The 23,605-nt window shown below is 64.2% G+C and carries 19 protein-coding genes; 7 read left to right on the top strand and 12 right to left on the bottom strand.

Going from position 1 to position 23,605, the window contains the following annotated elements; all coding sequences use genetic code 11:
- The first annotated feature begins 23 nt into the window (after positions 1–23).
- On the top strand, positions 24–4,439 hold the full coding sequence (locus P2T57_RS15805) for an outer membrane protein assembly factor BamB family protein (protein WP_276300179.1): 4,416 nt from the start codon (positions 24–26) through the stop codon (positions 4,437–4,439).
- A 114-nt stretch (positions 4,440–4,553) separates the two neighbouring features.
- The gene (locus P2T57_RS15810) at positions 4,554–4,715 is read left to right on the top strand and encodes a DUF7535 family protein (protein ID WP_276300180.1); all 162 of its coding nucleotides are present in this window, start codon (positions 4,554–4,556) and stop codon (positions 4,713–4,715) included.
- A gap of 24 nt (positions 4,716–4,739) precedes the next feature.
- Here the strand turns inward: P2T57_RS15810 and P2T57_RS15815 are convergent, their stop codons facing one another.
- The 10 genes from P2T57_RS15815 to P2T57_RS15860 form a co-directional block, all read right to left on the bottom strand.
- Entirely contained in the window at positions 4,740–5,657 is a 918-nt protein-coding gene (locus tag P2T57_RS15815) for a lamin tail domain-containing protein (protein ID WP_276300181.1), read from the bottom strand.
- Positions 5,658–5,869: 212 nt separating this feature from the next.
- On the bottom strand, positions 5,870–6,430 hold the full coding sequence (locus P2T57_RS15820) for a hypothetical protein (protein WP_276300182.1): 561 nt from the start codon (positions 6,428–6,430) through the stop codon (positions 5,870–5,872).
- Positions 6,420–7,235 (bottom strand): hypothetical protein, encoded by an 816-nt coding sequence (locus P2T57_RS15825; RefSeq protein ID WP_276300183.1) that lies wholly within the window; start codon positions 7,233–7,235, stop codon positions 6,420–6,422. Before P2T57_RS15825 ends, P2T57_RS15820 begins: the two co-directional genes overlap by 11 nt.
- 38 nt (positions 7,236–7,273) lie before the next feature.
- Complete coding sequence (locus P2T57_RS15830; RefSeq protein ID WP_276300184.1) at positions 7,274–8,047, bottom strand: hypothetical protein; 774 nt, start codon at positions 8,045–8,047, stop codon at positions 7,274–7,276.
- A gap of 215 nt (positions 8,048–8,262) precedes the next feature.
- Complete coding sequence (locus P2T57_RS15835; protein WP_276300185.1) at positions 8,263–8,814, bottom strand: DUF7261 family protein; 552 nt, start codon at positions 8,812–8,814, stop codon at positions 8,263–8,265.
- Entirely contained in the window at positions 8,802–9,227 is a 426-nt protein-coding gene (locus tag P2T57_RS15840) for a DUF7262 family protein (RefSeq protein ID WP_276300186.1), read from the bottom strand. Before P2T57_RS15840 ends, P2T57_RS15835 begins: the two co-directional genes overlap by 13 nt.
- Entirely contained in the window at positions 9,220–9,897 is a 678-nt protein-coding gene (locus P2T57_RS15845; protein WP_276300187.1) for a DUF7263 family protein, read from the bottom strand. Before P2T57_RS15845 ends, P2T57_RS15840 begins: the two co-directional genes overlap by 8 nt.
- Positions 9,894–10,361: a DUF7266 family protein gene (locus P2T57_RS15850; protein WP_276300188.1), complete on the bottom strand. Its 468-nt coding sequence runs from the start codon at positions 10,359–10,361 to the stop codon at positions 9,894–9,896. The genes P2T57_RS15845 and P2T57_RS15850 overlap by 4 nt, the downstream gene beginning before the upstream one ends.
- Positions 10,354–11,115, bottom strand: a complete 762-nt coding sequence (locus tag P2T57_RS15855) for a DUF7289 family protein (RefSeq protein WP_276300189.1) — start codon at positions 11,113–11,115, stop codon at positions 10,354–10,356. Before P2T57_RS15855 ends, P2T57_RS15850 begins: the two co-directional genes overlap by 8 nt.
- On the bottom strand, positions 11,112–13,013 hold the full coding sequence (locus tag P2T57_RS15860) for a type II secretion system F family protein (RefSeq protein WP_276300190.1): 1,902 nt from the start codon (positions 13,011–13,013) through the stop codon (positions 11,112–11,114). Before P2T57_RS15860 ends, P2T57_RS15855 begins: the two co-directional genes overlap by 4 nt.
- Before the next feature lie 191 nt (positions 13,014–13,204).
- On the opposite strand from P2T57_RS15860, the gene P2T57_RS15865 reads away from it, so the two are divergent.
- A complete protein-coding gene (locus P2T57_RS15865; RefSeq protein ID WP_276300191.1) occupies positions 13,205–14,203 on the top strand; it encodes a GNAT family N-acetyltransferase in 999 nt (332 codons plus the stop codon).
- Positions 14,204–14,375: 172 nt separating this feature from the next.
- On the opposite strand, the gene P2T57_RS15870 is transcribed toward P2T57_RS15865, so the two are convergent.
- Positions 14,376–15,482: a hypothetical protein gene (locus P2T57_RS15870; protein WP_276300192.1), complete on the bottom strand. Its 1,107-nt coding sequence runs from the start codon at positions 15,480–15,482 to the stop codon at positions 14,376–14,378.
- Positions 15,483–15,575: 93 nt separating this feature from the next.
- On the opposite strand from P2T57_RS15870, the gene P2T57_RS15875 reads away from it, so the two are divergent.
- Positions 15,576–16,043 carry a hypothetical protein gene (locus P2T57_RS15875; RefSeq protein WP_276300193.1) on the top strand — a complete coding sequence of 156 codons (468 nt, stop codon included), beginning with the start codon at positions 15,576–15,578 and terminating at the stop codon, positions 16,041–16,043.
- A gap of 49 nt (positions 16,044–16,092) precedes the next feature.
- Here P2T57_RS15875 and P2T57_RS15880 read toward each other — a convergent pair whose 3' ends face one another.
- Complete coding sequence (locus P2T57_RS15880) at positions 16,093–18,309, bottom strand: type II/IV secretion system ATPase subunit (protein ID WP_276300194.1); 2,217 nt, start codon at positions 18,307–18,309, stop codon at positions 16,093–16,095.
- A 163-nt stretch (positions 18,310–18,472) separates the two neighbouring features.
- Here P2T57_RS15880 and P2T57_RS15885 point away from each other — a divergent pair, with 163 nt between their 5' ends.
- The 3 genes from P2T57_RS15885 (at position 18,473) to lanM (ending at position 23,566) form a co-directional block, all read left to right on the top strand.
- A complete protein-coding gene (locus tag P2T57_RS15885) occupies positions 18,473–19,390 on the top strand; it encodes an ABC transporter ATP-binding protein (RefSeq protein WP_276300195.1) in 918 nt (305 codons plus the stop codon).
- Positions 19,387–20,229 (top strand): ABC transporter permease subunit, encoded by an 843-nt coding sequence (locus P2T57_RS15890; RefSeq protein ID WP_276300196.1) that lies wholly within the window; start codon positions 19,387–19,389, stop codon positions 20,227–20,229. The genes P2T57_RS15885 and P2T57_RS15890 overlap by 4 nt, the downstream gene beginning before the upstream one ends.
- A gap of 181 nt (positions 20,230–20,410) precedes the next feature.
- Positions 20,411–23,566 carry a type 2 lanthipeptide synthetase LanM gene (gene lanM / locus P2T57_RS15895; RefSeq protein WP_276300197.1) on the top strand — a complete coding sequence of 1,052 codons (3,156 nt, stop codon included), beginning with the start codon at positions 20,411–20,413 and terminating at the stop codon, positions 23,564–23,566.
- Positions 23,567–23,605: the final 39 nt, after the last annotated feature.

Here is a 23,605-nt window from a genome sequence, read left to right on the forward strand (position 1 = left end):
CTCTGTCATATCTGAATCAGTATATGTCGGATAAGTACCCGCTTCGTAACGTTCTCTCGATTCTCCTCGCGTCTCTCCTCGTCGCGTCGGCGTTCAGTTCACCGCTGGTCTTTACCGGCGTCGTCGCGGCCGGAAACACGGGAAACACGACCGCCAACGTCTCCGCGGTCTGGGGGACGTGGCAAGGCGACGACGCTAGAACGGGGTACGTCTCGGGCGTCGCCCCGCCAGCGAACAACCCGGTGGCCGCGTGGACGGCGGTCCAGAGCGACCCGGTGCGCTCCTCGCCCGCAGTCGCCAACGAGGCCGTCTACGCCGGGAGTGCGAACGGACGGTTGTATAGTCTGAACGTGACCGACGGGACCGAGCAGTGGGCGTTCGAGACCAACAGTTCGCTCCGGTCGCCGACGGTCGCTGGTGGGACGGTCTACGTCGGCGGCGCGAACGGCGACCTCTACGCCGTCGATGCGCGAAACGGGTCACTCGTCTGGAATCGGTCGCTCGGGACGCGCATCGTCGGTTCGCCGGTCGTCGCCGAACAGACGATGTACGTCGCGGCCGCAAACGACGGGACGGTCAGTTTGTGGCGACTCGGCGCGGACGATGGTCGCTCGGAGTGGCAGTACTCGGTTAGCGGGAACGCGGCATCCGCGCCCGCAGTCGGCCACGATACTGTTTTCTTCAGCGCCACCGGGGGAGTCCACGCCCTCGACAGGGCCTCGGGGAACGACGAGTGGACGACCGTCCTCGACCAGTCGGGCGGACTCACCGCGCCGACGAAGATTCCCAGCGAGGACGCCATTATGGTCGCCGACCGAAATCCGTCTGCGGAGACCGGAGCCGTGTACTCCCTCGGTATGCAGGCGGGTAACGTCGAGTGGTCTCACGAGACCACGACCGAACCCGTCGGGTCCGGTGCCGCCGCGCACGGAACGGGGTACGTCTCGCTGTCAGACTCGAACTCGAACGCGATACTCCGACTGGACCTGCGGACCGGGAGCGGGTCCGTGACTCCGACGGCCTCTGACCTCCGAACGTCGCCGGTCGTCGCCGAGCGGACCGTCTTCGTCGGCACCGAAAACGGAATCCTCGCGGCGAACGCGACCACCGGGAGTAGTCGGTACTTCCACGAGATTCCCGACGACGGCACGCCCTCGGTCGCGTCGGCCCCCGCAGTCGGAAACGAATCGGTCTACGTCGGCCTCGACCGCACGAACGACTCGGTGTACAAACTCACTGGCGAGGACTTCGATTACGCGCCGAACGCGGTCATCGAGGCCGAGAACGAGTACGTGGTCGGTGAGACGGTTTTCCTCGGCGAGGGCGGTTCCGACTTCGACGGTTCGATAGTCTCGGCCGAGTGGGACCTCGACGACGACGGCACGTTCGAGGCGACCGGCATGAACACCGAACACACGTTCGATACGACGGGCGAATATCCGATCACGCTCCGGGTCACTGACGATGACGGGGTAACGAACTCGACTCGGAGGACAGTCACGGTCCGCGAACCCGTGAATCCGATATGGGAGACCAAGCAAGCGGGCAACGCCAGAACGGGGTACATCTCGGGCATCGCTCCGCCGGCGAACAACCCTTCGACCGGATGGAGCGCAGTACAGAACGACCCGGTTGTGACGTCGGCCGCAGTTGCCAACGACGCTATCTACGCTGGGAGTACGAACGGATGGCTCTACGGTCTGAACGCGACAAACGGAACCGAGCAGTGGGCGTTCGAGGCCAACTCCTCGCTTCGGTCGCCGACGCTCGGATACGATACCGTTTACGTCGGCGACGCCAACGGCGACCTCTACGCCGTCGATGCACGAAACGGGTCGCTCGTCTGGAACCTGTCGCTCGATGACCCGGTTGTCGGGTCGCCCATCTTCGCACACTACGACGGGTACGTCACGACCGCAAACGACGGGAATGTCAGTTTGTGGCGACTCAGCATGAGCGAAGGCCACTCTCACTGGCAGTACTCGGTCAGCGGGAACACGGCGTCCGCGCCGACAGTCGGCGACGATACCGCCTTCGTCAGCATCGACGGGGCGGTCCACGCCCTCGACAGAGTGAGGGGGAACCACGAGTGGACGAGTGTCCTCGACCAGTCGGGCGGACTCACCACGCCGACTTCGATGGTGAACGACAGAGTGGTCGTCGTGGACCGGAACCCGTCGGCCGAGAATGGAACGGTTTACGCACTCAGTTCTAAAACTGGGAAGGTCGAGTGGAGCCACGACGTGTCCACTGAACCTATCGGGTCTGGGGCCATCGCTCACGGAACGGTGTACGTCCCGTTGTCCGACTCGAACTCGAACGGGATACTCCAACTGGACCTGCAGACCGGGAACGGGTCGGTTACCGACAAGCCCTACGACATCCAAACGTCGCCGGTCGTCGCCGAGCGGACCGTCTTCGTCGGCACCGAAAACGGAATCCTCGCGGCGAACGCGACCACCGGGAGTAGTCGGTACTTCCACGAGATTCCCGACGACGGCACGCCCTCGGTCGCGTCGGCCCCCGCACTCGGAAACGAATCGGTCTACGTCGGTCTCGACCGCACGAACGATTCGGTGTACAAACTCACTGGTGAGGAGTCCGACCACGCGCCGGTCGCAGAAATCGACGTGCCGTCGGAGGTCGGGAAAGGCAAGGAGACGACGCTCGACGCCACTGGCTCCACCGATTTCGACGGACCGATAGCTACCTACGAGTGGGACCTCGACGACGACGACACGTTCGAGAAGACCGGCGAGACGGTCGAACACACCTTCCACGTAATCGGCAACCAGCAAGTCACGCTCCGGGTCACCGACAGCGATGGAGTCTCGACCTCTGCTCGGACGACCGTCACGGTCAGCGACCAGACGCCGCCGTCGGCAGTCGGCGACCTGACGTCAGGCGGTGACTGGTCCACGGACGCCAAAGTGTACTGGGACGATGCGTTCGACCACCAGACCGCAGTTGACTATTACGAGATTCGATTCGGGAACGGCGAGTGGCGAAACGTCGGCGACACGAGTGGCTGGAACACGTTCGATACCGACCAGAGCGGAAGACTCGAAATGCAGGTCAGAGCCGTAGACGAAGGCGGTAACGCCGGTTTCGTGGATAACACCACCGTCAAGGTGGATACGGAACCACCGACCGCACCGAACCTCTCGGTTCCGGACGGGTGGGTGGACGGCGACTTCACGGTCACGGCCAGTAACGCGACCGACCCCCACAGCGGATTCGACCGGTATCAGGTGAGCATCGACGGGAGTTCCACCCGAACTCCCGAGAAGCCGAACGTTACCCTGTCGTTCTCGTCGTTCTCGACCGGCCGCCACACCTTCCAATTCGTCCCGGTCGATAACATGTCGCTGTTCGGTCCGGCCCGGTACGCGACCGTCTACGTTGACGAGACAGCGCCCGACGTTAGCGTCGAGACTGCCGGTAACTCGGGGGACACGACGCTCGACGTGAGCGTGACAGACACGCGTGCCGGTCTCGACCCCGAGAACGTCTCAGTCGCCGTGGACGGACAGAACGTCTCTGCGAACCTGACCGTCAGCGGTGACAGCGTGGTCTACAGCCAGAACGTGACGCCCGGCACCCACAACGTTGCGGTGACAGCGACCGACAACGTCAGCAACACCGTGAACGGTATCTGGTCGGTCACGGTCGAGGAGTCCGGCGGCGGTGGTAACGGCGAGAGTGGCGGTGGTGGCGGCGGTGGCGGCGGTGGTGGCGGTTCTTCGGTTCCGCCGCCCTCGGTGTCGGTCGAAGTCGCCGAGCAAACCGAGACGCACGTCAGAGCCAGAATTACGAGTGCGCGGGCCGGCGCTCCGGCCAGCGTCTCGCTGTCGGGTCTCGGCACCGGGTTTGCCACCTTCCACGAACTCCGGATTACGCCGGAGAGCGAGGACCCCGAACCCCGGTTCTTCGTCGAGGCGACTGCGGCGTCCGCGCCGAGTGCCTCCTCGCTCCCGAGTGACGAGTCGCTGGGATTCCTGCAAACCGCTCCGACGTACGTCGAGAACGACGAACTCGCGGACGCGACCGTCGAGTTTCGCGTGCCCGCAGACGACACCGACCCCGAGGAGGTGACGGCCTATCGCTACCGCAACGGGTCGTGGCATGCACTGGAAACCGTATCTCTCGGCGAACGCGGCGGGAAATACGCCTTCCGCGCGAGTGCGGACAGTCTCGGACTGGTCGGCGTCGGCGCGAACCAGTCCGTCGCGGCATCGGGGGGCGAAACGACGAACGCGACGACGGCCGGGAGCGAGGCGACCACGGAAGCCCCGCTACAGGACGCGAACGAGACCGCGACGCGGACGGCAATCGGTGAGCAGACCCGCGATAGCTCCGAGTCGGTTCCGGGATTCGGTCCCGTGGTCGCCGCGGTGGCACTGGCGGTCGCAGTAGTCGTCAGGGCACACCGCGAGTAGCGTCGGTACTTTTCGCGGTCCTGCCGTTCGTCCACCGATGGCCGGGCGGAACAGTGGGGTTGGACGGAGAGTTAAAGTAACGCCTTTCCCGGTCGAATGCGTAGCGCCGATATCATGACAGAACAAGTGTCTAAGATGGAGGGCCAAACACCGAACAGCCAGATGGGCCTCATCGGCTACATCATCGCCGCAGGCGTCGCGCTCATCCTGCTCCCGGTCTCGCCTTTCCTGCTCGTGCTATGGCTCGCGACCGGGATGGGCGGCGAAAGCGAATAGGAAAAATTGGGGATTCCGGCGTCGTCAGTACGATTTCGAGTTGACGTAATCGCCGTGTTCGTCGTACAGGTAGCCGGTGTCGCCGCCGTTGTTCCAGACGGTGTAGTCGGTCCGACCCCAGTAGAGGTGGGTGGCGGTGTCTGACCCGGTTCCGGTGTGGAGGGTCACGACCTCGCCCGAATTGAGGTCGAAGCCGGCGGGCACGTCGTAATCGTTCCCGGCCTCGTCCCGGATTCGCCAGTCGGAGAGGTCCACGCTGGAACTCTGGCGGTTCTGGAGGACGACGAACTCCTCGTTCATGTTCGCGTAGTCGTCGCCCACCGGGTCGGGGTGGAACCGCTCGATGGTGACCTCGCCGAGTTGGCTCGCCGGGTCGGTGCAGGCCCAGACGCCGATGCCCGCGTTCTGGGCGTCGTCCTCGGCCGCGTAGAACTCGCCGCTCTTGCTGAACGTGCTGTCGTAGACCCGCGCGTGACCGTGGTCGATGAGTTGGTAGTTAAAGTTCTCGCCGTCGATGTAGACGTAGGCCAGCAGGCGACCGTAGTAGCCCCGCCGGTCGGCCTCCGAATCGAACTTCAGGGTGACGCGCTCGCCGAGGAGGCGGTTCTTCGCCATCGCGCTGGCAACTTCGCCCTCGTAGCCGAGACAAGTCGCGCCGTCTTCGGTGTCCGGGACGCCCTCGAACTCGCTCGGGGAGTTGTCGCCGTAGACTTCGGGCGTGTCAACGCCGAGGAGACGAACCTCGTCGGTACTTCCGTTGTCGTACTCGACGGTAACAGTGTCGCCGTCCGTCACCTCGACGACGGTGGCCTCTTGGGTGCCGCTGATGGAACTGGTCGAGTAGTCTGCTGGCTGTACGCTCACTGCGCCCGCCGGGGCCGCCACGCTGGCGACCAGCAGGGCAACGACGAAGACCGTGAAGGAGTGCGTGTCGAATTGCACACGCTGTCGAAGGAGCGTTAGTTTCTTATCCTTTTCTATGAAATAAAATGCGAGTATCGTTACCAATAGAGAATGGTAACGACGTGCTTCGAACTTGTAATTAGACTTCTAAGCAACATCCGCATTTCTTTCGAGAAGGTCGAGGTAGTACTGCCGGCGCGGGGCGACGGCGGGCGGAGAATCACTCCCGCCGGTCCGACGCCGCGCTCGGACTACTCCGTCAGTTCTTCGAGGCCCTCGCGCACCGCGAAGCGGGGCATGTTGGTGTCGGACGTGATTCGCCCGACGTGCCGGACGGTCAAATCCGACACGAAGTAGTCGTTGTTGAGCGCCCAGTGGCGAATCGCGTCGGCGATGCTCGGCGTGTAGAGGACGGTCCGCCCGTCCCGATACCGGCCGAGTTCCCCGGCGTCAACCAGCGCGTTCAGTTGGTTCGACATCCACGGCCGGTGTTTCGCCGACTGGTACTCGTCGAAGAACGACGGGTGTTCGTCGCCGAGCAGTTCGATGATGTCGGTCGTGCTTCGCGGGTTCCCCATCGCCGAGAGGAGTTCCCCGAGGCGTCGCTGGACCGGCGTGAGTTCGACGGCCTCCCGATTCTCGACGGTCTCGACCGATTCGGACTCGGCGTCGAGGTAGCCCAAATCCGAGAGGGTCTCGCGCAGTAGCGCCGGGTCGTTCTCGGCGAGTCGTTCGAGCGCGGTCCGCGTCTCGGGGTCGAGCGCCCCGAGCGCGGATTCGAGTTTGGTCCCGGCCGAATCGTCACGACTCATCTGCAATCACCACGTCTCGCGTCTTTCGGAACTGCGGACCGAACACCGCGAGTTCGTGGCGGTACTGCTCGCCCCGCCACGAGAGGCCGCCGCCGGCCGTCGTGGGGTCGTGTCGCTCGCCGACCGAGGGGACGCCCGACTGCTCGACGTAGGCGTGGATGCCGTGGAAGAACTCGAAGTCGTCGGTGCCAAACGCCTGCTCGTAGCACTTTCTGACGTCCTCGGCGTTCTTCACGTCCACGTCGCTCGGCGTCGTCGTCCCGCCCGGATGGGTGTGGAACCGGGCGACGACGTTGGGCGTCTCGCCGTCGGGGTACGACGCCGCGACCCGGCGCGCGACTTTCCCTTCGAGCGTGGTCACGCTACTCCGGGTCGCCGACTGGTAGAACTCGGGGTCGTCGAGTCCGAACAGTTCGGTCGGCGTGGTCTCCGACTGGCCGGTCAAGACGTACACCGTCTCGACGCGCTCGTGGGCACCGTTCTTGCCTCGCGTTTCGAGCGCCTGCATGAACGGCTTCGACGCCGGGAAGGCGAACGTGCCACGTGGTTCGGTGGTCCCGACCGGCGGCCCCCGAGGAGACACCTCGGGTTCCGTGTCGGTCCGGGGTGCAGTTCCTGCCGAGGACTCCTCGGCGTCCACGTCGAACGTGTGGGTCGTGAACCACGAATCGCTGTCCAGCACGCCCGAGGGGTCGCCGGTCCCGACGTTCACGTTGGTTCCCCACGCGTCGGCGTTGGTCTGCACTTCCACGTCGGGGGTCGGGTCGTCGTCGGAGTCGTCGTCTCCGAAGAAGCGGTCGAACATCGGTTGTTACCGTGAGTTTGTCTGCCCGGAGCGGACAGTCACTTGTTGACTCCGATGTTGATGTCGCGGGGACTCATCTTGGTCATGGTGAGGAAGGCGACGCCGATGAGGGTCATCAGGCCGAGGATGACTATCACGTTGGTCGGGAGGGGGAGACCGTTCCCGTCCTCGCCGCCGTCACTGCCGCCGGTGCCGGCGGCCGTCGTCTTGTCGCCGCCCTCGCCGCCTTCGGTGCTACCGCCAGTGCCCGAGGACTCGATGGGTTCCTGCACGTCGAAGGTGAACGACATGCCGTCGATTTCCTGCGCCATGTCCTTGTGGCCCTTGGGCCAGTAGGTGATGTCCGCGGTCACCGTGCGCTTGCCGGTGTTGGAACTGTAAACGTCCGCGCTGATGTCCTTGATGCCGCCCGAGGGTCGGACCTCGAAGTTGCCCGACACCATGCCGGCACCGCCGGAGAACAGGTCCGACGAGCCTTCGATGCTCATGCCGCTCGGGACGCTCATCGTGATGTGGACGACGACGGGGCAGGTCGCGGTCGGGTCCACTTGGAAGCCGCCCGAGATTTTACCGGGCTGGGACGCCTTGATGGTCTTCTGGGGCGCGTAGAGCTGTGCCTGCGACATGCTCGGCGGCGACGACATCGAGCCACACTCGTCTTGCGCACCCGTCTGGGCGGCCGTCGTCTGGGTGGAGTTGGCGGCTGACGCGCTGTTCTGAATCTGTCCGGCCGCGGGAGCCGCGATTCCCGACGCGAGAACGACGAGAGCCGCGAAGACGGCGACCGTCCGCTTGAACTTCGTGCCTGTCATTTCTATCTCGTTTCGGACAAGACACTCCCCACATATATATTTTTACGAGTAAGATTACGAATATACTTTACGAGTAAAACGCCGTTTCAGGTCATGAAGGCTGGGAAAACACCGACTTATTTCTACTCAGCCGGTGTCATATCCGAACGGCGTATCAGATTCCTAGGTGTGACAGAATCAGGATTGTTTCCGCGAGGCCCCGAATCGACGCTCTCTCACCCACCGACCGTTTGGACGACCAGCGTCAGTTCGGTGGTCGCGCGCTCTGTCGTTATCCGCACGTCGAACGCGACTGCCAGCGCGTGCGTCCGACCGGCCCGCTCTTGGACGACCACGCCCCGCCGGTCCTCGCACGCCCCGAACTGCCGGTTCGGCCCACCGGGGCAGTTCGATTGACGCCACTCCTCGGCCGCGGTCCGGTTGTACTCGACCTGATACACCGTGCCCGACTCGACCCGCGAGGAGCGAAGCGCGTCCAATCTCGGCCCCAGCGCGGACCGAACACCGGCCACTGCGGCCTCGCGTTGGTCCCACGCGAACGTCGCGGGCACGTCGGTTCCGGCGTCGTGGACCGCCCGCGAGAGGACTCGCTCGGCGTTCCGGTCCGGCGCGTCGTACTCGGCGCTCGCGGTCACGTCGGCCTGAAAGCCCAACTGGAGGTAGGCCACCACGACCGGCGCGAGCGCGATGGCGACCAGCGCGGCCGCCGTGAGGACGAGTTGGGCGCGCTCGCGGTCGAACCGCGGGTGGTCGGTCACGCGTACCACACCCAAATCGTCACGTCGCCGTGTGCGGTCGTTACCGTCGCCGACCCGAGTGCCACGCCCGCTGGCTTGCGGAACCCGACCGCACCGCGGGGCGTCCGCACCCGGAACATGAGATTGTCGGGCAAGATGCGGGCGACCCGCCGACGGAGGTCCGCCCGCTCGCGGTCGAAGGCGTCGGGCGAGCGCACGACTTCCGAGAGTCGGGTCGCGCCACCGTGACGCGGGGGTTCGCCCGCGAGGACCGTCACGGCGTCCTCGGCGTAGAGGTCCAACTGGGCAGACCGGTCGTCGGGCGACGACACCCCGAGCGCGAACCCCATCGCCACAGCCAGAATCAATACGACGCCGATTCCGGCCTCGACGACCGACAGCGAGAGTTGTCCTCGCTCGCCCGCGTTGTTCCCGCTACGCATCGACCGTCACCGCCAGCACAGCCTTTCTGGTCTCGGCAGGGTAGTTGGTGAGTTCGACGCTCCCGGTCGGCAGGGGGCCGTCGGCCTCGAAGGCCAGCGTGGTGGTCTCGAACCGCGAGAGTTCGACCGTGAACGTCCCGCGCAGGCCCGACGAGTTGCGTAGAACAACCTTTTCGTTTGCTTTCACAACAGTTACATTGCTCTCGCCGGGCGGGTTCAGTCGAATCTCCACCCGAGGAGACCGGCGGGGCAACGTCACCAATGGCTCCGTCGCCGAGAGGGTCGGCGCGGTCGTCACCGCCGACCGACGCTCGACCAGCACGATGCGCCGAATCGTCGTCCCGCCGGTCGGGTCGCCAGCGCCTGCGAGCGTCCGGTCGCCGAGGCGGACCCGCACGTCGGTCCCGTCGCTCACGGGGAACGACTCCCGAAGTCGAGTGGCGTCGAGGCCTTCGATTTCGCCGGCGTCGAGGACGTTGGCGCGGGCGGTCAGGTCAGACTCGGGCGAGACGAGTCGCTCCGAGAGCGCGACCGCAATCCGGCGCTCGTCGGCGTCTCGCTCGGCGCTCAGATACGCCCGGTCGGCCATCCCGAAACTCACGACCGTCACCGTGGTCACGACGAGGAGCGCCACCGCCAGCGCGGGCAGGTTCATCTGGGCGCGATTCACGAGTCCGCCTCCTCACGAGATTCGAGTCGGACTTCGAGGCCCTCCTCGCTGTTTCGCACCGCGACGACCGCGGGGTCCCGACTCGACCACTCGCCCGCGACCGATTCGACCGTCTCAGGGAGCGCGAGGGTGACGCGGCCGCCCACGCGGTCCTCGGGGTGGTCGAGGACCAGCGTGCGATTCTCGGTTCGGATTGCGTACGTCTCGCCGCGAATGGTTCGGGGAAGCGAGACCTCCGCCCGGACGCGGACCGCGCGGGTCTCGGTCGGCACGGCCTGCTGGACTCGCTCGGCCGACTGGGCCAGCACGCGCTCGCCGACCTCCGCGCCTGCCGCGGTCCGATACTCCGGAACGACGCCGCCGTAGAGCGTCGCTGTCAGCACGCCGACGTAGAGGACGACGATGCTGGCCTCCATCGCCTTGCCGACGACCGGCGAGACCGCACGCGTGTCGAATCTATCCACCGTGACCGACCTCCAGTCGCAGGTCGTGGACCACGAGGTAGCCCACGCGCTCGCCGGGATAGGCCGCGACGACGCTCGTCACGCCGTCGCCGTCGAAGTCGCGGGTCGTGACGGTCGCGTTCTGGGCCTCGAAGTGCCGCCGCCACGCGCCGGGCGTTGCCGTCTCGACTGCGACCCGATACTTGCCGTCGCCGAGTGCGGTCCGGTGGTGCGAGACGTTGGTCCGAAGAACCACCGACCCGCCGCCGGTCGCCGAGAACCCGACCGTACCGTCGAGTTTCGGCGCGCCGACGACGAGGACGCCCTTGGCGTCGGGGTCGTCCCCGCCGTCTGCACCGCGGGAGGCCGTAATCGGCGGTGGCGTCCGGACCTTGGCGTTCCCCGGCGGTCCGCGGACGACCGCTCCGGCGAGGAAGGCGACCCGGCGCTGACCCGCGGTAAACACCAGCGAGTCGGCTTCTACCGTCCGAACCGCGCCCGACTCGTTCAGCACCCGAAGTTCGCGCTCGACGGTTTGCAGTTCGCCGTCGCTGAACGAGACCCGACCGCGGTGGACCCCAGTCGCCGCCACGGGTTCGAGTGCGTCGTCGAGGTCGGTAGCGACTCGGGCGGCGTCTGCCGACGCGGCGTTCTGCTCGACCACGGTGCCGATACCCGCGGTCAGCGTCCCGAGTGCGACCACGACCACGCCGAGCAGGATGGCGACGCCGACGACGTTCGACTGGGCGCGGTTTGAGGGCCTCCGTCCCGTCATATCATTCCGACCCCCGCGAACACGAAGTAGGCGACACCGACCAGCGCCGCCGAGTGGAGGAGGGCCTCGTAGAACCCCCTGCTCGCATAACCCGCGAACCACCCGGAGGCGAGCATCGTCGCCTGCGTGACGACGTAGAATCGCTGTCGGTCGCGGGCCGGTTGCACCGCGTCGGCGTCGAGCGCGAGGCCCGAGTCGGCGGTCGAGACCGACGAGAGTTGCGCGAAGCTATCGAGGACGTAGGCGTTGACCGCGACCATGATAGCGACGACCAGCAGGGCCGTGGTCCACCCGACCGCGACGTAGACCAGCATGTTCGACCGCAGAGCCTTGCGCTCGTGGTAGAGTCGCCCGATTTCGACCTGTAGCGTCTCGAAGACGGCCTCGGCATCGCCGCCGGCGTCGAGCGCCCCGGTGACGAGACCGATGGTCTGGTCGGCCAGCGGCGTCCCGACCTGTCCGACGAACTTCGAGAGCGCGTCGGCCTGCAAGTCGCCATCCCTCGTCGTCAAGTTCGCGTTGAACGCGAGGTCCGCCACGTCGTCGTCCAACGCGCCCAAATCCACGTCGTCCGCGACTCGCTCGACGGCCTCCGAGAACGGTCTGCCGAGGCTGACGTGGCCCGAGACGGTGTGAACGAAGTCCTTGATTTCCCGGTCTTTCGCGTCGTCCAGTTTGGCCCGCCGGAGCGCGACCAGTCCGACCGGAAGCGCGAACGCGACGTATCCCAACAGCGCGACGTTCACGGGTCGGTAGTCGAGCGTCCAGAGGCCCGCCGCGAAGACGACCGCGAGCGGAGCCACGACGACCAGCGCGCTCGCCGGATTCCGGAGGGTGCTGGTGAGCGTCCCGAGCGCTGATTCCGGACGCTCGTAGCCCCGGCCCGACTGGTCGTGTGGCCGGAGGGTAGCGACCACGAGGGCCGCACCGGCACCGACCACGAGGATGAACCCGGCGCTCCCGTAGACCAGCATCGCTCGGGCCGAGACGGGACCGGCCGGCGTGGCGGTCGTCTGGCTCAAACCGGGTGCGAGGACGCTCATCACGGTCACGACGATGACCAGCAGGGCCGGCAGGACGAGCAGAACCACGAACATCTCCGCCAGCAGTTCGAGGAAGTCGCTGGCCTGCTCTCGGCTTCTGGACTGCCGATTCGACAGCATCCGACTCTCCATCTGGAGGTACTGGGCCAGCGCATCGGGTCCCTGCTGGGAGTGTTCGCGGAACTTCACGAGGAAAGGGGCCAGCGCGTCCCGAGAGGGCGTGTCGCGGGCCACGATTCGCAGGCCCTCGCCGAGACTCCCTGTCAGGGTCGCCTTGTTCAGCGCCTTCCGGAAGGCCACCGCGGTTTCGCCGTATGCCTGCTCGCGGTCGGCGACCTTCCGGAGCATCGCCGACCCGTCGTCGCTCCCCGACGAGAGCGCGTGGAGGTACCGGACCGCGCCGGGCAGGGTCGATTCGATGTTCGACCGGCGAGCGTCGGCGGTCCACTTGAGGTAGCGCCCGCCCAGCGCGACGATTGCTCGCTTACCGGCGAATCCGACCGCGAGGCCCGCCCCAGCGGCAGTGGTCGTTCGGGAGACTGCGGGGACGCCGATAGCTTCGAGACCGGGGACTCCTCGGCGCAGGAAGTCGGCGACCGCTGTGAGAGTTGCGTCGGGGAGCGCGACCACCGCGACGAACGTCCACCCCGCGACGAGCGCGAAGGCCAACCACGACAGGCCGTAGGTCCGCGAGAGGTACACGTCGAAACTCGTCGTCACGCCGGTCGCCCGGTAGTGCTTGCGGTCGGCGTCGTGGCGCGACGAATCGGCGTGCCGAGAAAAGAGGGCGTAGAGCGCACGGTCGAGGACCGAGAGCGCCGGCGTCGCTTGGTTGGCGCTAGGGGACGTGTTCACTCGGGGGTCCTCCTCGCGTGGTGTTCATGCGAGTAACTGCACTCGTTCTGGTATTTAAGGTCTCGTAATAATTCGAGGCTCCGACCGAGGAGACTCCCGGTCGGTTCGAGGTCAGCGAATGCACACGTCAGGACCGTGTGCAATGTCACCGACAAGCAACGTTTCTAAGCGGGCGCGTCGAACCGGGTTCTATGAACGACCAGTCCGACGACCCGACTCGACTGCCCAAGTACGGCGGGCCGAGGGACCGCCAGCGAACGGGTCCGGCGTGGCGACGGTCAGACGGGCCTCCTCGCGCCACCCGTTCCGAACCGCGTCCACGCGGAGGAGCATCGGCGTTCGAGTCGCCGGTCGAGGACGACCTTCTGGAAGCGTTCGCGGTCCTCGACTTCGAGACCGAGGCCCAGAAGCGCGTCTACCGCTACGTCGAACGGCAGGGCGTCGCGTCCGACGACGAGATTCACGAGCGAATCGACCTGCCGACCGAGGAGGTTGCCATCGCCATCCAGTGGCTCGTCCAGCACGGCTATCTCGAAGCGGACGCCGGGACTTTCCGGGTCGCCCATGGAACCGAAGTCGAGCGAACCTACCGGCTCGGCGGCCTCGACGTGACGATTCGCCCGGCCAGACAGGAGGACCTCGCTGGCCTCGTGGGCCTCATCCGGACCGTCACCGACGACCGGACCTACGTCGTCGCCGAGAGCGTGGCCGCGCAACTCGCTTCCGAGGAGACAGTCATCCGCGACACCGACACTCGCTCGCGGCTGTTCTTCGTCGCCACCGTCGAGGACAGGGCGGTGGGTGACGGGGAAATGGGTGACAGGACGACGGGCAACGGGCTGACCGGCGACAGACCGACGGGAAATGGACGGACGAGCGACTCCCAACTCGTCGGCTGGGCGCACCTGACCCTGCCCAGAATCGAGTACCTCGACCACACCGCCGAACTGACCGTCGGCGTACGTCCCGACTTCCGACGGCGGGGTATCGGAAGCCGGCTCTCGGGAATCGCGGTCGCTTGGGCCGCGGCCAACGGCTACCGGAAGGTCTACCAGAGCCTCCCCGGCACGAACCGGGCGGCTATCGACTTCCTCAGGAATCACGGCTGGCGGGTCGAGGCGGTTCGGCCCGACCACTACCGCATCGACGGCGAGTTCGTGGACGAGGTGATGATGGCGGTGGAGTTGTAAGTCGATTGGAATAAGCTGTAGGTCCAGATGGGGGCGAGGAATTTATGATCTATCTGTCACTCGGTATTATTACAATCATGCCACTTGACTCTAATCCGCCAGTAAAATCTCAGCCGTCACAAAAAATATTCAGCTACGTTCGCTCTGGTCTTATGACGTCGTCCGGATAGAATCAGTTGTTAGCATTACAATCGGATTCCTTGTGAGCTGTGACGGGAATCTCCGTTTCAGAAACTACCTCTCCACTGTCTATTTCTTGCTTGTAGGCCCGAACTGAAACCGGCAGGTTAGTTGCGATCCACTCCGGTAGTTCTCCGTCTACCCTCTTTGCCCTGCGAGCTATTGCGGAAGGCGAATCCTTGTTGACTTTTTTAACGCCATATGTTTCACGCTCCTCGGGTGTCATTTCAGAGGCTTTTCTAATCTGTGTCTGTTCTTCGTCTTTCGCTTCTACCGACGAAGTACTAGATTGGCTGGACTCGTCGTTAGCAATCGTACCCGGCTGATCCGTTTTATTGAACAGCATCTGGTATTTTATCCGTGTGTAGATGCCCGATTGGTCAAACATCTCCGAGATGATGTTGAGTTCGTCATCAATTTCTGACTCACTACCAGAATAGTAAATCATCCGTTGGTAGTGGCCCGCATCAGTCCACGGATCTTGGAAAGTCCCAGTATTATTCTTAAGCCGGAAGCCGTTCCCGTTGTAGATACTCGATTGTCCATCAGGATACGGCTCGAACGTTTCAGCGACATCGTCTACAGCGACAGCGAAGGCCGCCGGAGCACCTAACGTTCCAATTGCTAGGTCGGTAGTGACTTCAATGAAATCCTCTAGCGCGCCGGTCTGGGGAGAAGGATACATTCCTTGGAGATCGTCTCTGCTATCTGGGTTTACGTAACCGCCTTTGTCGTAGTCACTAGGGTAAACCTCAAGCTTATTCCGGCTGATGGCTCCGTAGGGGGCTCCATCGTCCCATTGACCACTGGCAGCAGTGCCAACGTCTACATCGTGAGTCCAGCCCCTTCCACCGTCCCATGAACAGTACCAAGAGACTGCGGTTGATTGGTACAAGTCGTATTTGCTGTATGCATAGTTGTGGACTGCTTCAGTTGACCACTGTTCCTGCGGTGTTTTCGGGAAATCAGTCTCACAGCTACCCTTTGCCGCGGTAGCATTTCGGCTGAATTTTATTCCCGCCGTAGTGAGAGCTACCCCACTTAGACCGATTTTCTTTAATGCGCTTCGACGGTTGATGGAATCACTTTCTTCTCGCATCACATGTAGAATCCTACCAGATAAATATATATCTTAATATGTGAAATAAACTTCATAGAAAGACATAAGACCATCTATAGATAACTAACTAACATGAATTCTTGCTCCCGAAGGAATATGATCAGAAACCTCGCTACCTTTGGACTAACAGTATCTGCCGGTTGTTCTGGAATCTACCATGAATTAAATGAAAAGTCAGTTAGTTATATTCTTGATAGTGTCTATCTTGAGAATTCAAATAATTCTCACACAAAATTTAGACTTAAAATATACAATGGGGATAGACTAATGTATAAGGATGATATACAGTTGGCGCCCCTAAAAGAAGGTAAGGCGGACTACAAAACAATAGAAAAACCATGGATGGAAAAAGAGGGAAGATACGGAATAGAAGTTATAACTGCAGAAGGAAATTCCATATCGCTCTCGTTATCAGAAGTCTTGGACCAATGGGACAATTCCATTCATGATTATAAATATATTGAGTATTCGGTTCTCAGTCGCTCCGATGATACGTTTGGTATATATGCTGATTTCTATAATGAAGCTAGAACAAAATAGGCAGAATCAGAGCGGTTAAAGTAATCTAAATATTTTTATTTAATATATCTCAAACCTCTCCCCGTTTCACCCGCTCCACCGTCGCGGCCTCGTCGTTGCGCAAATCGGCGAGGAACTCGAACAACTCGTCGAAGTCGTCCATGCCCTCCCGAGCCATGTACTGGACGTACTGGTGCTTGCGCTGGAACTCGCGTTCGACCTCCGCGACGGGGCGGTCGGTCCGTTCCGCCAACCGCTCGAAGAACCGGAAGCGACCTTCCGACCCGTCGTCACCCAACTCTGAATTGTCGAAAGCAACGTGGAAATTGCCCTCGGTGTCGCGCCACGCTACGGTGTTCCAGTAGACGGTGGTCTCGTCCTTCTCGATGGCACCGCACCGCGCTCGTTGCGTGTCGAGGTCCGCGTACTCCGATTCGGTCAGTAGCTCTACGACCTCGCCGACGTAGCGGTCGCCATCGACCTTGCGGGGGAAGACCACGAGGTCCAACTCCTGCAAGAGGTACGGCGGCAGGCCCTGCTCGACCACGCGATTGACCAGTTTCTCCACGTCCTCAGCGTGGGTCGTGCCGATGATGCCGTGACCGGTGTTCAGACTTTCAGCGAAGGTCTGGAAACTCGCGGGCGTGTTGATTTCGGCGATGACCTCCACGTCCGGGTTGAGGTAGTTGCACTCGGTCATGAGGTCGGCCATCGTGACGCGCTTGTAGTCGCTCTCGTGGTCCCGCGTCGTCAGCGAAACGCCGGTCTCGTGGGGCAGACGGACCTCGCGCGAGCCTTCGTCTATCGAAATCGGCCGGTCGCGGTAGGGGATGAACGGCATGTGCGAATTCATCAGCGTCGTCTTTCCGGCCCCGGTCGGTCCTGAAAAGAGGACGACGCCGTGATGCTCGTAGACCTGCCACAGCAGGGTCACGATTTCGGTCGAGAGGCTGTCCGACTCCAGCAGGTCCACGGGCGTCATGGCCTCGGGTGCCTGCTTCCGGATGGAGATGTGGGGGCCGTCCTCGCTGATGACCCCGAGCGCGACGGCGGCCCGAATCGTGACTTCCTCGGGGACACCCTCGGGTTGAAGGTTCACCTTCGCGCTCGGGTTCGAGGCGTTCAACTCGGTCCCGTCGGAGGCCGCCATCTGGGTCACGACGTTGGCGAACTCGGCTTCGTCGTCGAACTGGAGGTTGGTCGGCGCGCGCTCGCCGTGGCCGATTTCCCGGCCCCGCGGCACGACCTTGATTCGCTCGCCGACCCGGTTGGCCTCGATGTCCTCCAACAGGTCGTCACGAATCGGGACCGTCAACTTGCCGTGCCCGACGAAATCCCGCATCACGTAGTAGACCAAATCCGAGAGTCGGTCGGTCGAAAACCGATGGTCAACGGGCGGTACCGCCAACTCGTACTCCGCCAGTGCAGTCCGGACTCGGTATCTGGCGGCGTCTAGCCATGCCCGCGTATTCCGGGCCGTAAGTCGGCGCGAGAGGAACGTTCTGGCACGCTCGCGGACGAACCCGGCCCGGTCCTCGACCACGCCATCGACGTTGGTCTCCCAGATTCGGTCCTTGCACTCCTGAATTAGCTCCTCGTCGCCGGGAAGCAGGTCTGGCTCCTGTACTGCGTACTTGGTGGTAAAAGAGTCGTTGGCCAGCAAGTGTTCGCGGTAGATAACCACTGGCACCTGAAACTCCCGGAAATCGACGGTGTGGGTCTCGACGCGCTCGCTGGCGAACCGCTCCAGAAAGTCGGCGTCGGCGGGCAGGTCGGTGTCGGCGGGCGCGTAGTCGTCGGTGTGGACGACCAGTCGGTCGCCCGCCGTGTCGGCCACCTCGATGTCCTCGTCCAGCGCGAGCGGCGTCAACTCGCCGAGACACCGCAGATTCCGGAGGGCGTAGTACTCGACGCGCCGACGGGCCTCGGGCGGCAGGTCGGTCAGGCGGTCCACGATTCTGCGGTATTTGGGGTCGAACCCGGCGGTCATGCGCTCGTCGGCCCCCTCGCGGGTCAGCGGCCGGGCGAGGTTGGCGTCGGCGAAGTGGTCTTCGACTCGGGCGAGGGCGTCCTCGCCGACGGGCGACAGCGGGGGTTCTCGAACGTGATAGTCGAACTCCTCGTCAGTCTCGGTGATGGTGGCGACCACGCCGGGGAGGAGTTCGTACTGAGCGCGAACGTCCGGCGCGTACCACGCCTCGGGGTCGTCGGGCGGTTTCGGCGGTGGAACGCGACCGGGTGAAGCGGTGTCGGCGTCCGAGGAGGTCACCGACGAGGCGTCGTCCATACCCTGCGTTCGTGACGTGCCTTAATTTAAACCTTTAGTTTGGGCTACTGGGAACCGAACGCGGACGCCGTGAGAGAGTCGGCCGCTTTCGGTCGAAAAATCTCGCTCTGGAGTGTGGGAAAACTGAAGGGAAGTTTGAAGCGAAACACGTTGAAATGGGTACATGGCCGCTATCCAGACCGAAGGCCTGACCAAGCGGTTCGGCGACGAGGTGGTCGCGGTCGAGGACCTCGATTTGACCGTGAAAGAGGGCGAGGTGTTCGGCTACCTCGGCCCGAACGGCGCGGGTAAGTCCACGACCATCAACGTCCTGCTCGACTACCTTAGGCCGACCGAGGGGACCGCGACCGTGTTAGGCCACGACGCCCAAGACGAGACCCAGCGGATTCACGAGCGAATCGGGATTTTGCCGGAGGGCTTCGACCTCTACGACCGACTCACCGGGCGCAAGCACGTCCAGTTCGCGGTGGACTCGAAGGAGGCCGACGACGACCCCGCCGAGATTCTGGACCGGGTAGGCCTCTCGCCGGAGGCCGCAGACCGGAAGGCCGGCGGATACTCGACCGGAATGGCCCAGCGACTCGCGCTCGGGATGGCGCTGGTCGGTGACCCGGATTTGTTGATTTTGGACGAACCCTCCTCCGGGTTGGACCCCAACGGCGCGCGCCAGATGCGTCAACTCGTCCGCGACGAGGCCAGCGCGGGCACGACTGTCTTCTTCTCCAGTCACATCCTCGGACAGGTCGAAGCGGTCTGTGACCGGGTGGGCATCATGAGCGAGGGCCGACTGGTCGCCGAGGACACAATCGAGGGCCTGCGGGAGTCGATGGGGTCCGGTTCGACGCTGGAACTCGCGGTTGACCGAGTGCCCGAAAATCTCACCCTCGACGGAATCGAGGCCGTCAGCGACGTGACGGCGGGCGGCGACGTGATTCGCGTGACAGTCACCGACCCGACGGTGAAATCGCAGGTCATCAACCGCGTCGAGGAGCAGGGCGCAACTGTCACCGACATCTCGACACAGCAGGCGTCGCTCGAAGACCTGTTCGCGGCCTACACCACCGAGGAGGTCACGGCATGAGTTGGGTGGTGGTCGCGCGCAAGGACTTCGAGGACGCGGTGCGCTCCCGGATGCTTTGGGCAATCACCGCGGTCTTCCTGCTTTTCACCGCGGGCGCGGTCTACATTCGAAAGGCGGTCCTCGGCGGGACGCCCGGTCTGCCCGACGCAACCCAGTTCCTGACCGCGCCCTCGGGTCTCATCATCCCGCTGACGGCGCTGGTGGTCGCGTATCTGGCCATCGCCGGGGAGCGCGAGTCGGGGAGCATCAAGATTCTGCTGGGTCTGCCACACACCCGCTGGGACGTGGTATTCGGGAAGTTGGTCGGGCGAACGCTGGTCGTGACCGCCGGCATCCTCGTGGCCTTTGCCGGCGCGGCCGTGACGCTCCTCGTGCTGTTCGGCGAACTCGCAATCGTCGATTTCCTCCTGTTGACGCTCGTGACGGTGCTGTTCGGCCTGACCTTCGTCGGCATCGCCATCGGCGCGTCGGCGTTCACCGCCACCCGGTCGCGGGCGATGGCGCTGGCCATCGGCGCGTTTTTCCTGTTTCAGGTCGTCTGGGACTTCGTACCGCTCGGCGTCTACTACTTCGCGGAGGGCAGTCTGCCGGGTCCGACCACGACCCAGCTTCCGGCGTGGTACTACCTCGTGCAGGTCCTGAACCCCAAAAACGCCTACTCGCAGGGCGCGGACATCGTGTTCTCGGGTGCCGGTCCCGTCGTTCCGGTCGAGTCGCTGGTGGGGTCGTCGGCCCCGTTCTACGTCCAGAACTGGTTCGGACTGGTGATTCTGGTGGTCTGGCTGGTCGTGCCGGTGGCACTTGGCTACTGGCGGTTCCAGCGGGCCGACATCGGATGAACCGATTCGACTCGCTCCGAGAGCAATACGAAATTATGTTTAGAAAATCTCTTTATTTTTCTAAGGCACTCGATTGTTTCTAATTGGGAATTCGACCCGGAATCAGGTGCCGACACCGGATTTATTTCCCGGACGCGGACCGACAAAATACTTAACCGACTTCCGGGACACGTGGTCACTCATGCGACAGACGCTTCTCGCGGACTGTGCGGCCCGGTCGCGTTCGCTGGCCGCACGTCTCGATTCGACCGAGGAGACCTCACTTCCGCCCGACGAGGACCCCGACGACCTGCTCGCCGACTGGCGCGAGGTTTTCGACTCCGACGACGAGTTCCGGGAGCGACTCGACTTCGCGGACCGCTCGGTGGAAGATGTCCGCAAAAGCCTCCGCGCCGACGAGTCGTCCTCGGACGAGTCGATTCCCGAGCAGTTCGAGACCGCCGAGCGAGTCGTGGACCGCGCGGTCGAGTACGATTCCGCGGCGGCCGAGTCGCTGGTCGCGCGCCACGCCGACTCGCCGTTCGTCCATCTGGTCGCGCCGCTGGCCGCCGCCGCCCGCGACTCGGTTTCGCTGGACGTTGCCCACGACACTGCCGCGTTCGAGTCGCTGGTCGATTGGTTGTTCGACCGCCTGACGACGGTGTTTCAGCACCCGCTGTTCATCCTGTTCAAGACGTACCAGAAGCGCGAGTATCCCGACCGGGAGTTTTCGGATGCGAGTGGTTCGACCGTGACCTACGACGAGTTCGTCGCTGGCGTCCGAGACGCGGACTACGAACCCATCTTCGAGGAGTACCCTGTCTTGCTCGAACTGCTGGGCGTCGTCACCAACCAGTGGCACGAGCTACTCCGCCGCCTCGGCCAGCGAATACCGGCCGACAGGGACGCTCTCGAACGAACATTTGCCGACGGCGAGGACCTCGGCCGATTGACGGACGTGACGCCGCTCTCGGACGACCCCCACGGCGAGGGTGAGGTCGTCCTCCGACTCGACTTCGAGAACTGCACCGTCGTCTACAAACCGCGGTCTGTCGGCGGTGAAGCGGCGTTCGGCGCGGTCCTCGACTGGACGAACGCCCACGCCGAAATCCCGGCCCTGTACGCCCCGGCGGTGCTGGACCGCGGCGAATACGGCTGGATGGAGTTCGTGAGCCATTCCGAGTGCGATTCGCCGGGCGGCGTCGAGCGATTCTACGAGCGAATGGGTGCGCTGACCGCGCTGGCGTTCGTTCTCGGTTCGACCGACCTCCACCACGAGAACGTCGTTGCGTCGGGCGAGCATCCGGTCGTCGTGGACCAAGAGACCGCGCTCTCTCCGCAGGTCGGGTCCTCGAACAAGCCGGTCTCGCCGGCTATGGACTCGCTGATGGAGGACTCGGTGCTGAACACGGTACTGATTCCGTTCGCAAAGGAGACTGGCGACCAGAACGACGGACAGACCAGCGCCGGACTGACCGACCTCGCGGGCGAACAGCGCCGGGAGAAGCGACCGAATTTCCGACGGCCGAACACCGACGCGATGGACCTCGGGTTCGACAAGCCGTACCGACTCGACGGGGAGAACCTCCCGCGATTCGACGGCGAGGTCCGAAGCGTGTCGGCGCATCTCGACCACCTGAAACGCGGGTTCCGAGCGGTGACCGACGCGATACTTGCCGACCGCGAGGCGTTTCTCGGACCGTTGGGACCGCTCGCCGCGTTCGAGGGGTGTCCGGTCCGGTACCTGCCGCGACCGACGAGCCACTACGCTTCGAAACTGTCCCAGAGCCTCTACTCGTCGCGGCTTCGGTCGGGCCTCCAGCGGTCGCTCGCGCTGGAGTCGCTGTACTCGGTGTACGTGCCTCGGACGGACGACGAGGAGCTTGCGGGCCTCGTCCCGACCGAGAAAGAGTCGATTAGTCGGCTCACGATTCCGCGATTCACGGTCCCGGCGACCGGTCACGAACTCCGTGATGGCCGGGGGAATCTACAGGGTGTGACCGTAGCGGAGTCGCCGCTCGACCACGCTCGTCGCCGCGTCTCGGCCCTCGACGACCACCGGGTCGAGACCCAACTCCGACTCGTGGACCTCGCGTTCACCGATTCGACGGTTTCGGACCCGGTCTCAGCCCCCAAGTCCGACCGGTCGAACGCCGTACCGAGCGCCGACTCGGCGGAGGCAGTCGTCTCGAACGTCGTGGAGTCGATAGACGACGCGACGACTCGCTATCCGGACGGAAGCCTCCGGTGGGCGGAGCTAGCCCGGTCGTCGTCAGCGGGGCAGTTCCGCGTTCGTGAGCCGACCCTCGACCTCTATCGAGGCCACGTCGGGGTCGGACTGTTCCTCGCGGCGGTCGCCGCGGTCCGGGACGACGCCGGCCTCGCCGAACAGAGCCGACGCCTCCTGAAACCGACCGCACCCGAGACCGAGGAGGCCTCCGTCGTGGGAGGCATCGGTGGCATCGTCGGTCGGGGGTCGGTCGCCTACGGGTTGGCGACGGCGGGCGACCTGCTCGGCGACGCCGACCTCACAGAACGCGCTCGCACCGTCGCCGGTCGGACGACCCGCGAGGAGGTCGCCGCCGACGAGGACCTCGACGTGATGGAGGGTGCGGCGGGCGAACTCCTCGCCCAACTCGCGGTCTACGAGCGCACCGGCGACAGCGAAGCCCTCGAACGAGCGCGGTGGTGCGGCGACCGGCTCCTCGGCGCGACCACCGACACGGCGTCCGGCTATCGAGTGCCGACGACCGCCGACTCGGACTCGCGGTTCGCGTTCGCCCACGGTGTCGGCGGCATCGGGAACGCCCTCGTCCGACTCGGAGACGCTACCGGCGACGAACGCTACGTCCGAGTCGGACGGGATGCGCTCGGGTTCGACCTCGAACTCTGGCGACGCGGCCGAAAGCCGGCGAACGACGCGGCCGAGGACGAACACGCTGGCGAGACCGGCGACGGAACCATCTGGGGGTGGTGCAACGGTGTCGCGGGAGTCGGGACGAGTCAGATGGGAGTTGCCAGCGCCTCGTCGGCGGAGTGGTCTGCCGTCCGCTCGGACCTCAGGACGGAACTGAGCCGAGAAGACTCGCTGTGTTGCGGGTCGGCGGGCCGCGCGCTGTTCCTGCTCGACGCGGGGGACGTGTTCGAGGAGCCATCGCTGACCGAACGCGGCGAAGCACTGTTTGAGCGGATGCTAGACCGGGCCGAACGCGAGGGTCGCCTCCGACTTGCGAACCACCTCCCGATGCTCCCTCGACTCGGCCTGTTCACCGGCGTCGCGGGTATCGGGTACGTCGCGCTCGCTATCGAGGCGAACGATGCGGGAGTCGAACTGCCGAACGTGATGCGACTCGAATGAGACGGGGGTCGCCGAACGACACAAAATAGATTCCGACCG

Source organism: Halorussus lipolyticus, assembly GCF_029338375.1.
GTDB lineage: Archaea > Halobacteriota > Halobacteria > Halobacteriales > Haladaptataceae > Halorussus > Halorussus lipolyticus.

Excerpts from the sequence above, each read along its gene's own strand:
- P2T57_RS15805 (WP_276300179.1), top strand. The coding sequence starts at position 24 with ATGTCGGATAAGTACCCGCTTCGTAACGTTCTCTCGATTCTCCTCGCG.
- P2T57_RS15810 (WP_276300180.1), top strand. The coding sequence starts at position 4,554 with ATGACAGAACAAGTGTCTAAGATGGAGGGCCAAACACCGAACAGCCAG.
- P2T57_RS15820 (WP_276300182.1), bottom strand. The coding sequence starts at position 6,430 with ATGAGTCGTGACGATTCGGCCGGGACCAAACTCGAATCCGCGCTCGGG.
- P2T57_RS15825 (WP_276300183.1), bottom strand. The coding sequence starts at position 7,235 with ATGTTCGACCGCTTCTTCGGAGACGACGACTCCGACGACGACCCGACC.
- P2T57_RS15830 (WP_276300184.1), bottom strand. The coding sequence starts at position 8,047 with ATGACAGGCACGAAGTTCAAGCGGACGGTCGCCGTCTTCGCGGCTCTC.
- P2T57_RS15840 (WP_276300186.1), bottom strand. The coding sequence starts at position 9,227 with ATGCGTAGCGGGAACAACGCGGGCGAGCGAGGACAACTCTCGCTGTCG.
- P2T57_RS15855 (WP_276300189.1), bottom strand. The coding sequence starts at position 11,115 with ATGACGGGACGGAGGCCCTCAAACCGCGCCCAGTCGAACGTCGTCGGC.
- P2T57_RS15865 (WP_276300191.1), top strand. The coding sequence starts at position 13,205 with ATGAACGACCAGTCCGACGACCCGACTCGACTGCCCAAGTACGGCGGG.
- P2T57_RS15870 (WP_276300192.1), bottom strand. The coding sequence starts at position 15,482 with ATGCGAGAAGAAAGTGATTCCATCAACCGTCGAAGCGCATTAAAGAAA.
- P2T57_RS15875 (WP_276300193.1), top strand. The coding sequence starts at position 15,576 with ATGAATTCTTGCTCCCGAAGGAATATGATCAGAAACCTCGCTACCTTT.
- P2T57_RS15880 (WP_276300194.1), bottom strand. The coding sequence starts at position 18,309 with ATGGACGACGCCTCGTCGGTGACCTCCTCGGACGCCGACACCGCTTCA.
- P2T57_RS15885 (WP_276300195.1), top strand. The coding sequence starts at position 18,473 with ATGGCCGCTATCCAGACCGAAGGCCTGACCAAGCGGTTCGGCGACGAG.
- P2T57_RS15890 (WP_276300196.1), top strand. The coding sequence starts at position 19,387 with ATGAGTTGGGTGGTGGTCGCGCGCAAGGACTTCGAGGACGCGGTGCGC.
- lanM (WP_276300197.1), top strand. The coding sequence starts at position 20,411 with ATGCGACAGACGCTTCTCGCGGACTGTGCGGCCCGGTCGCGTTCGCTG.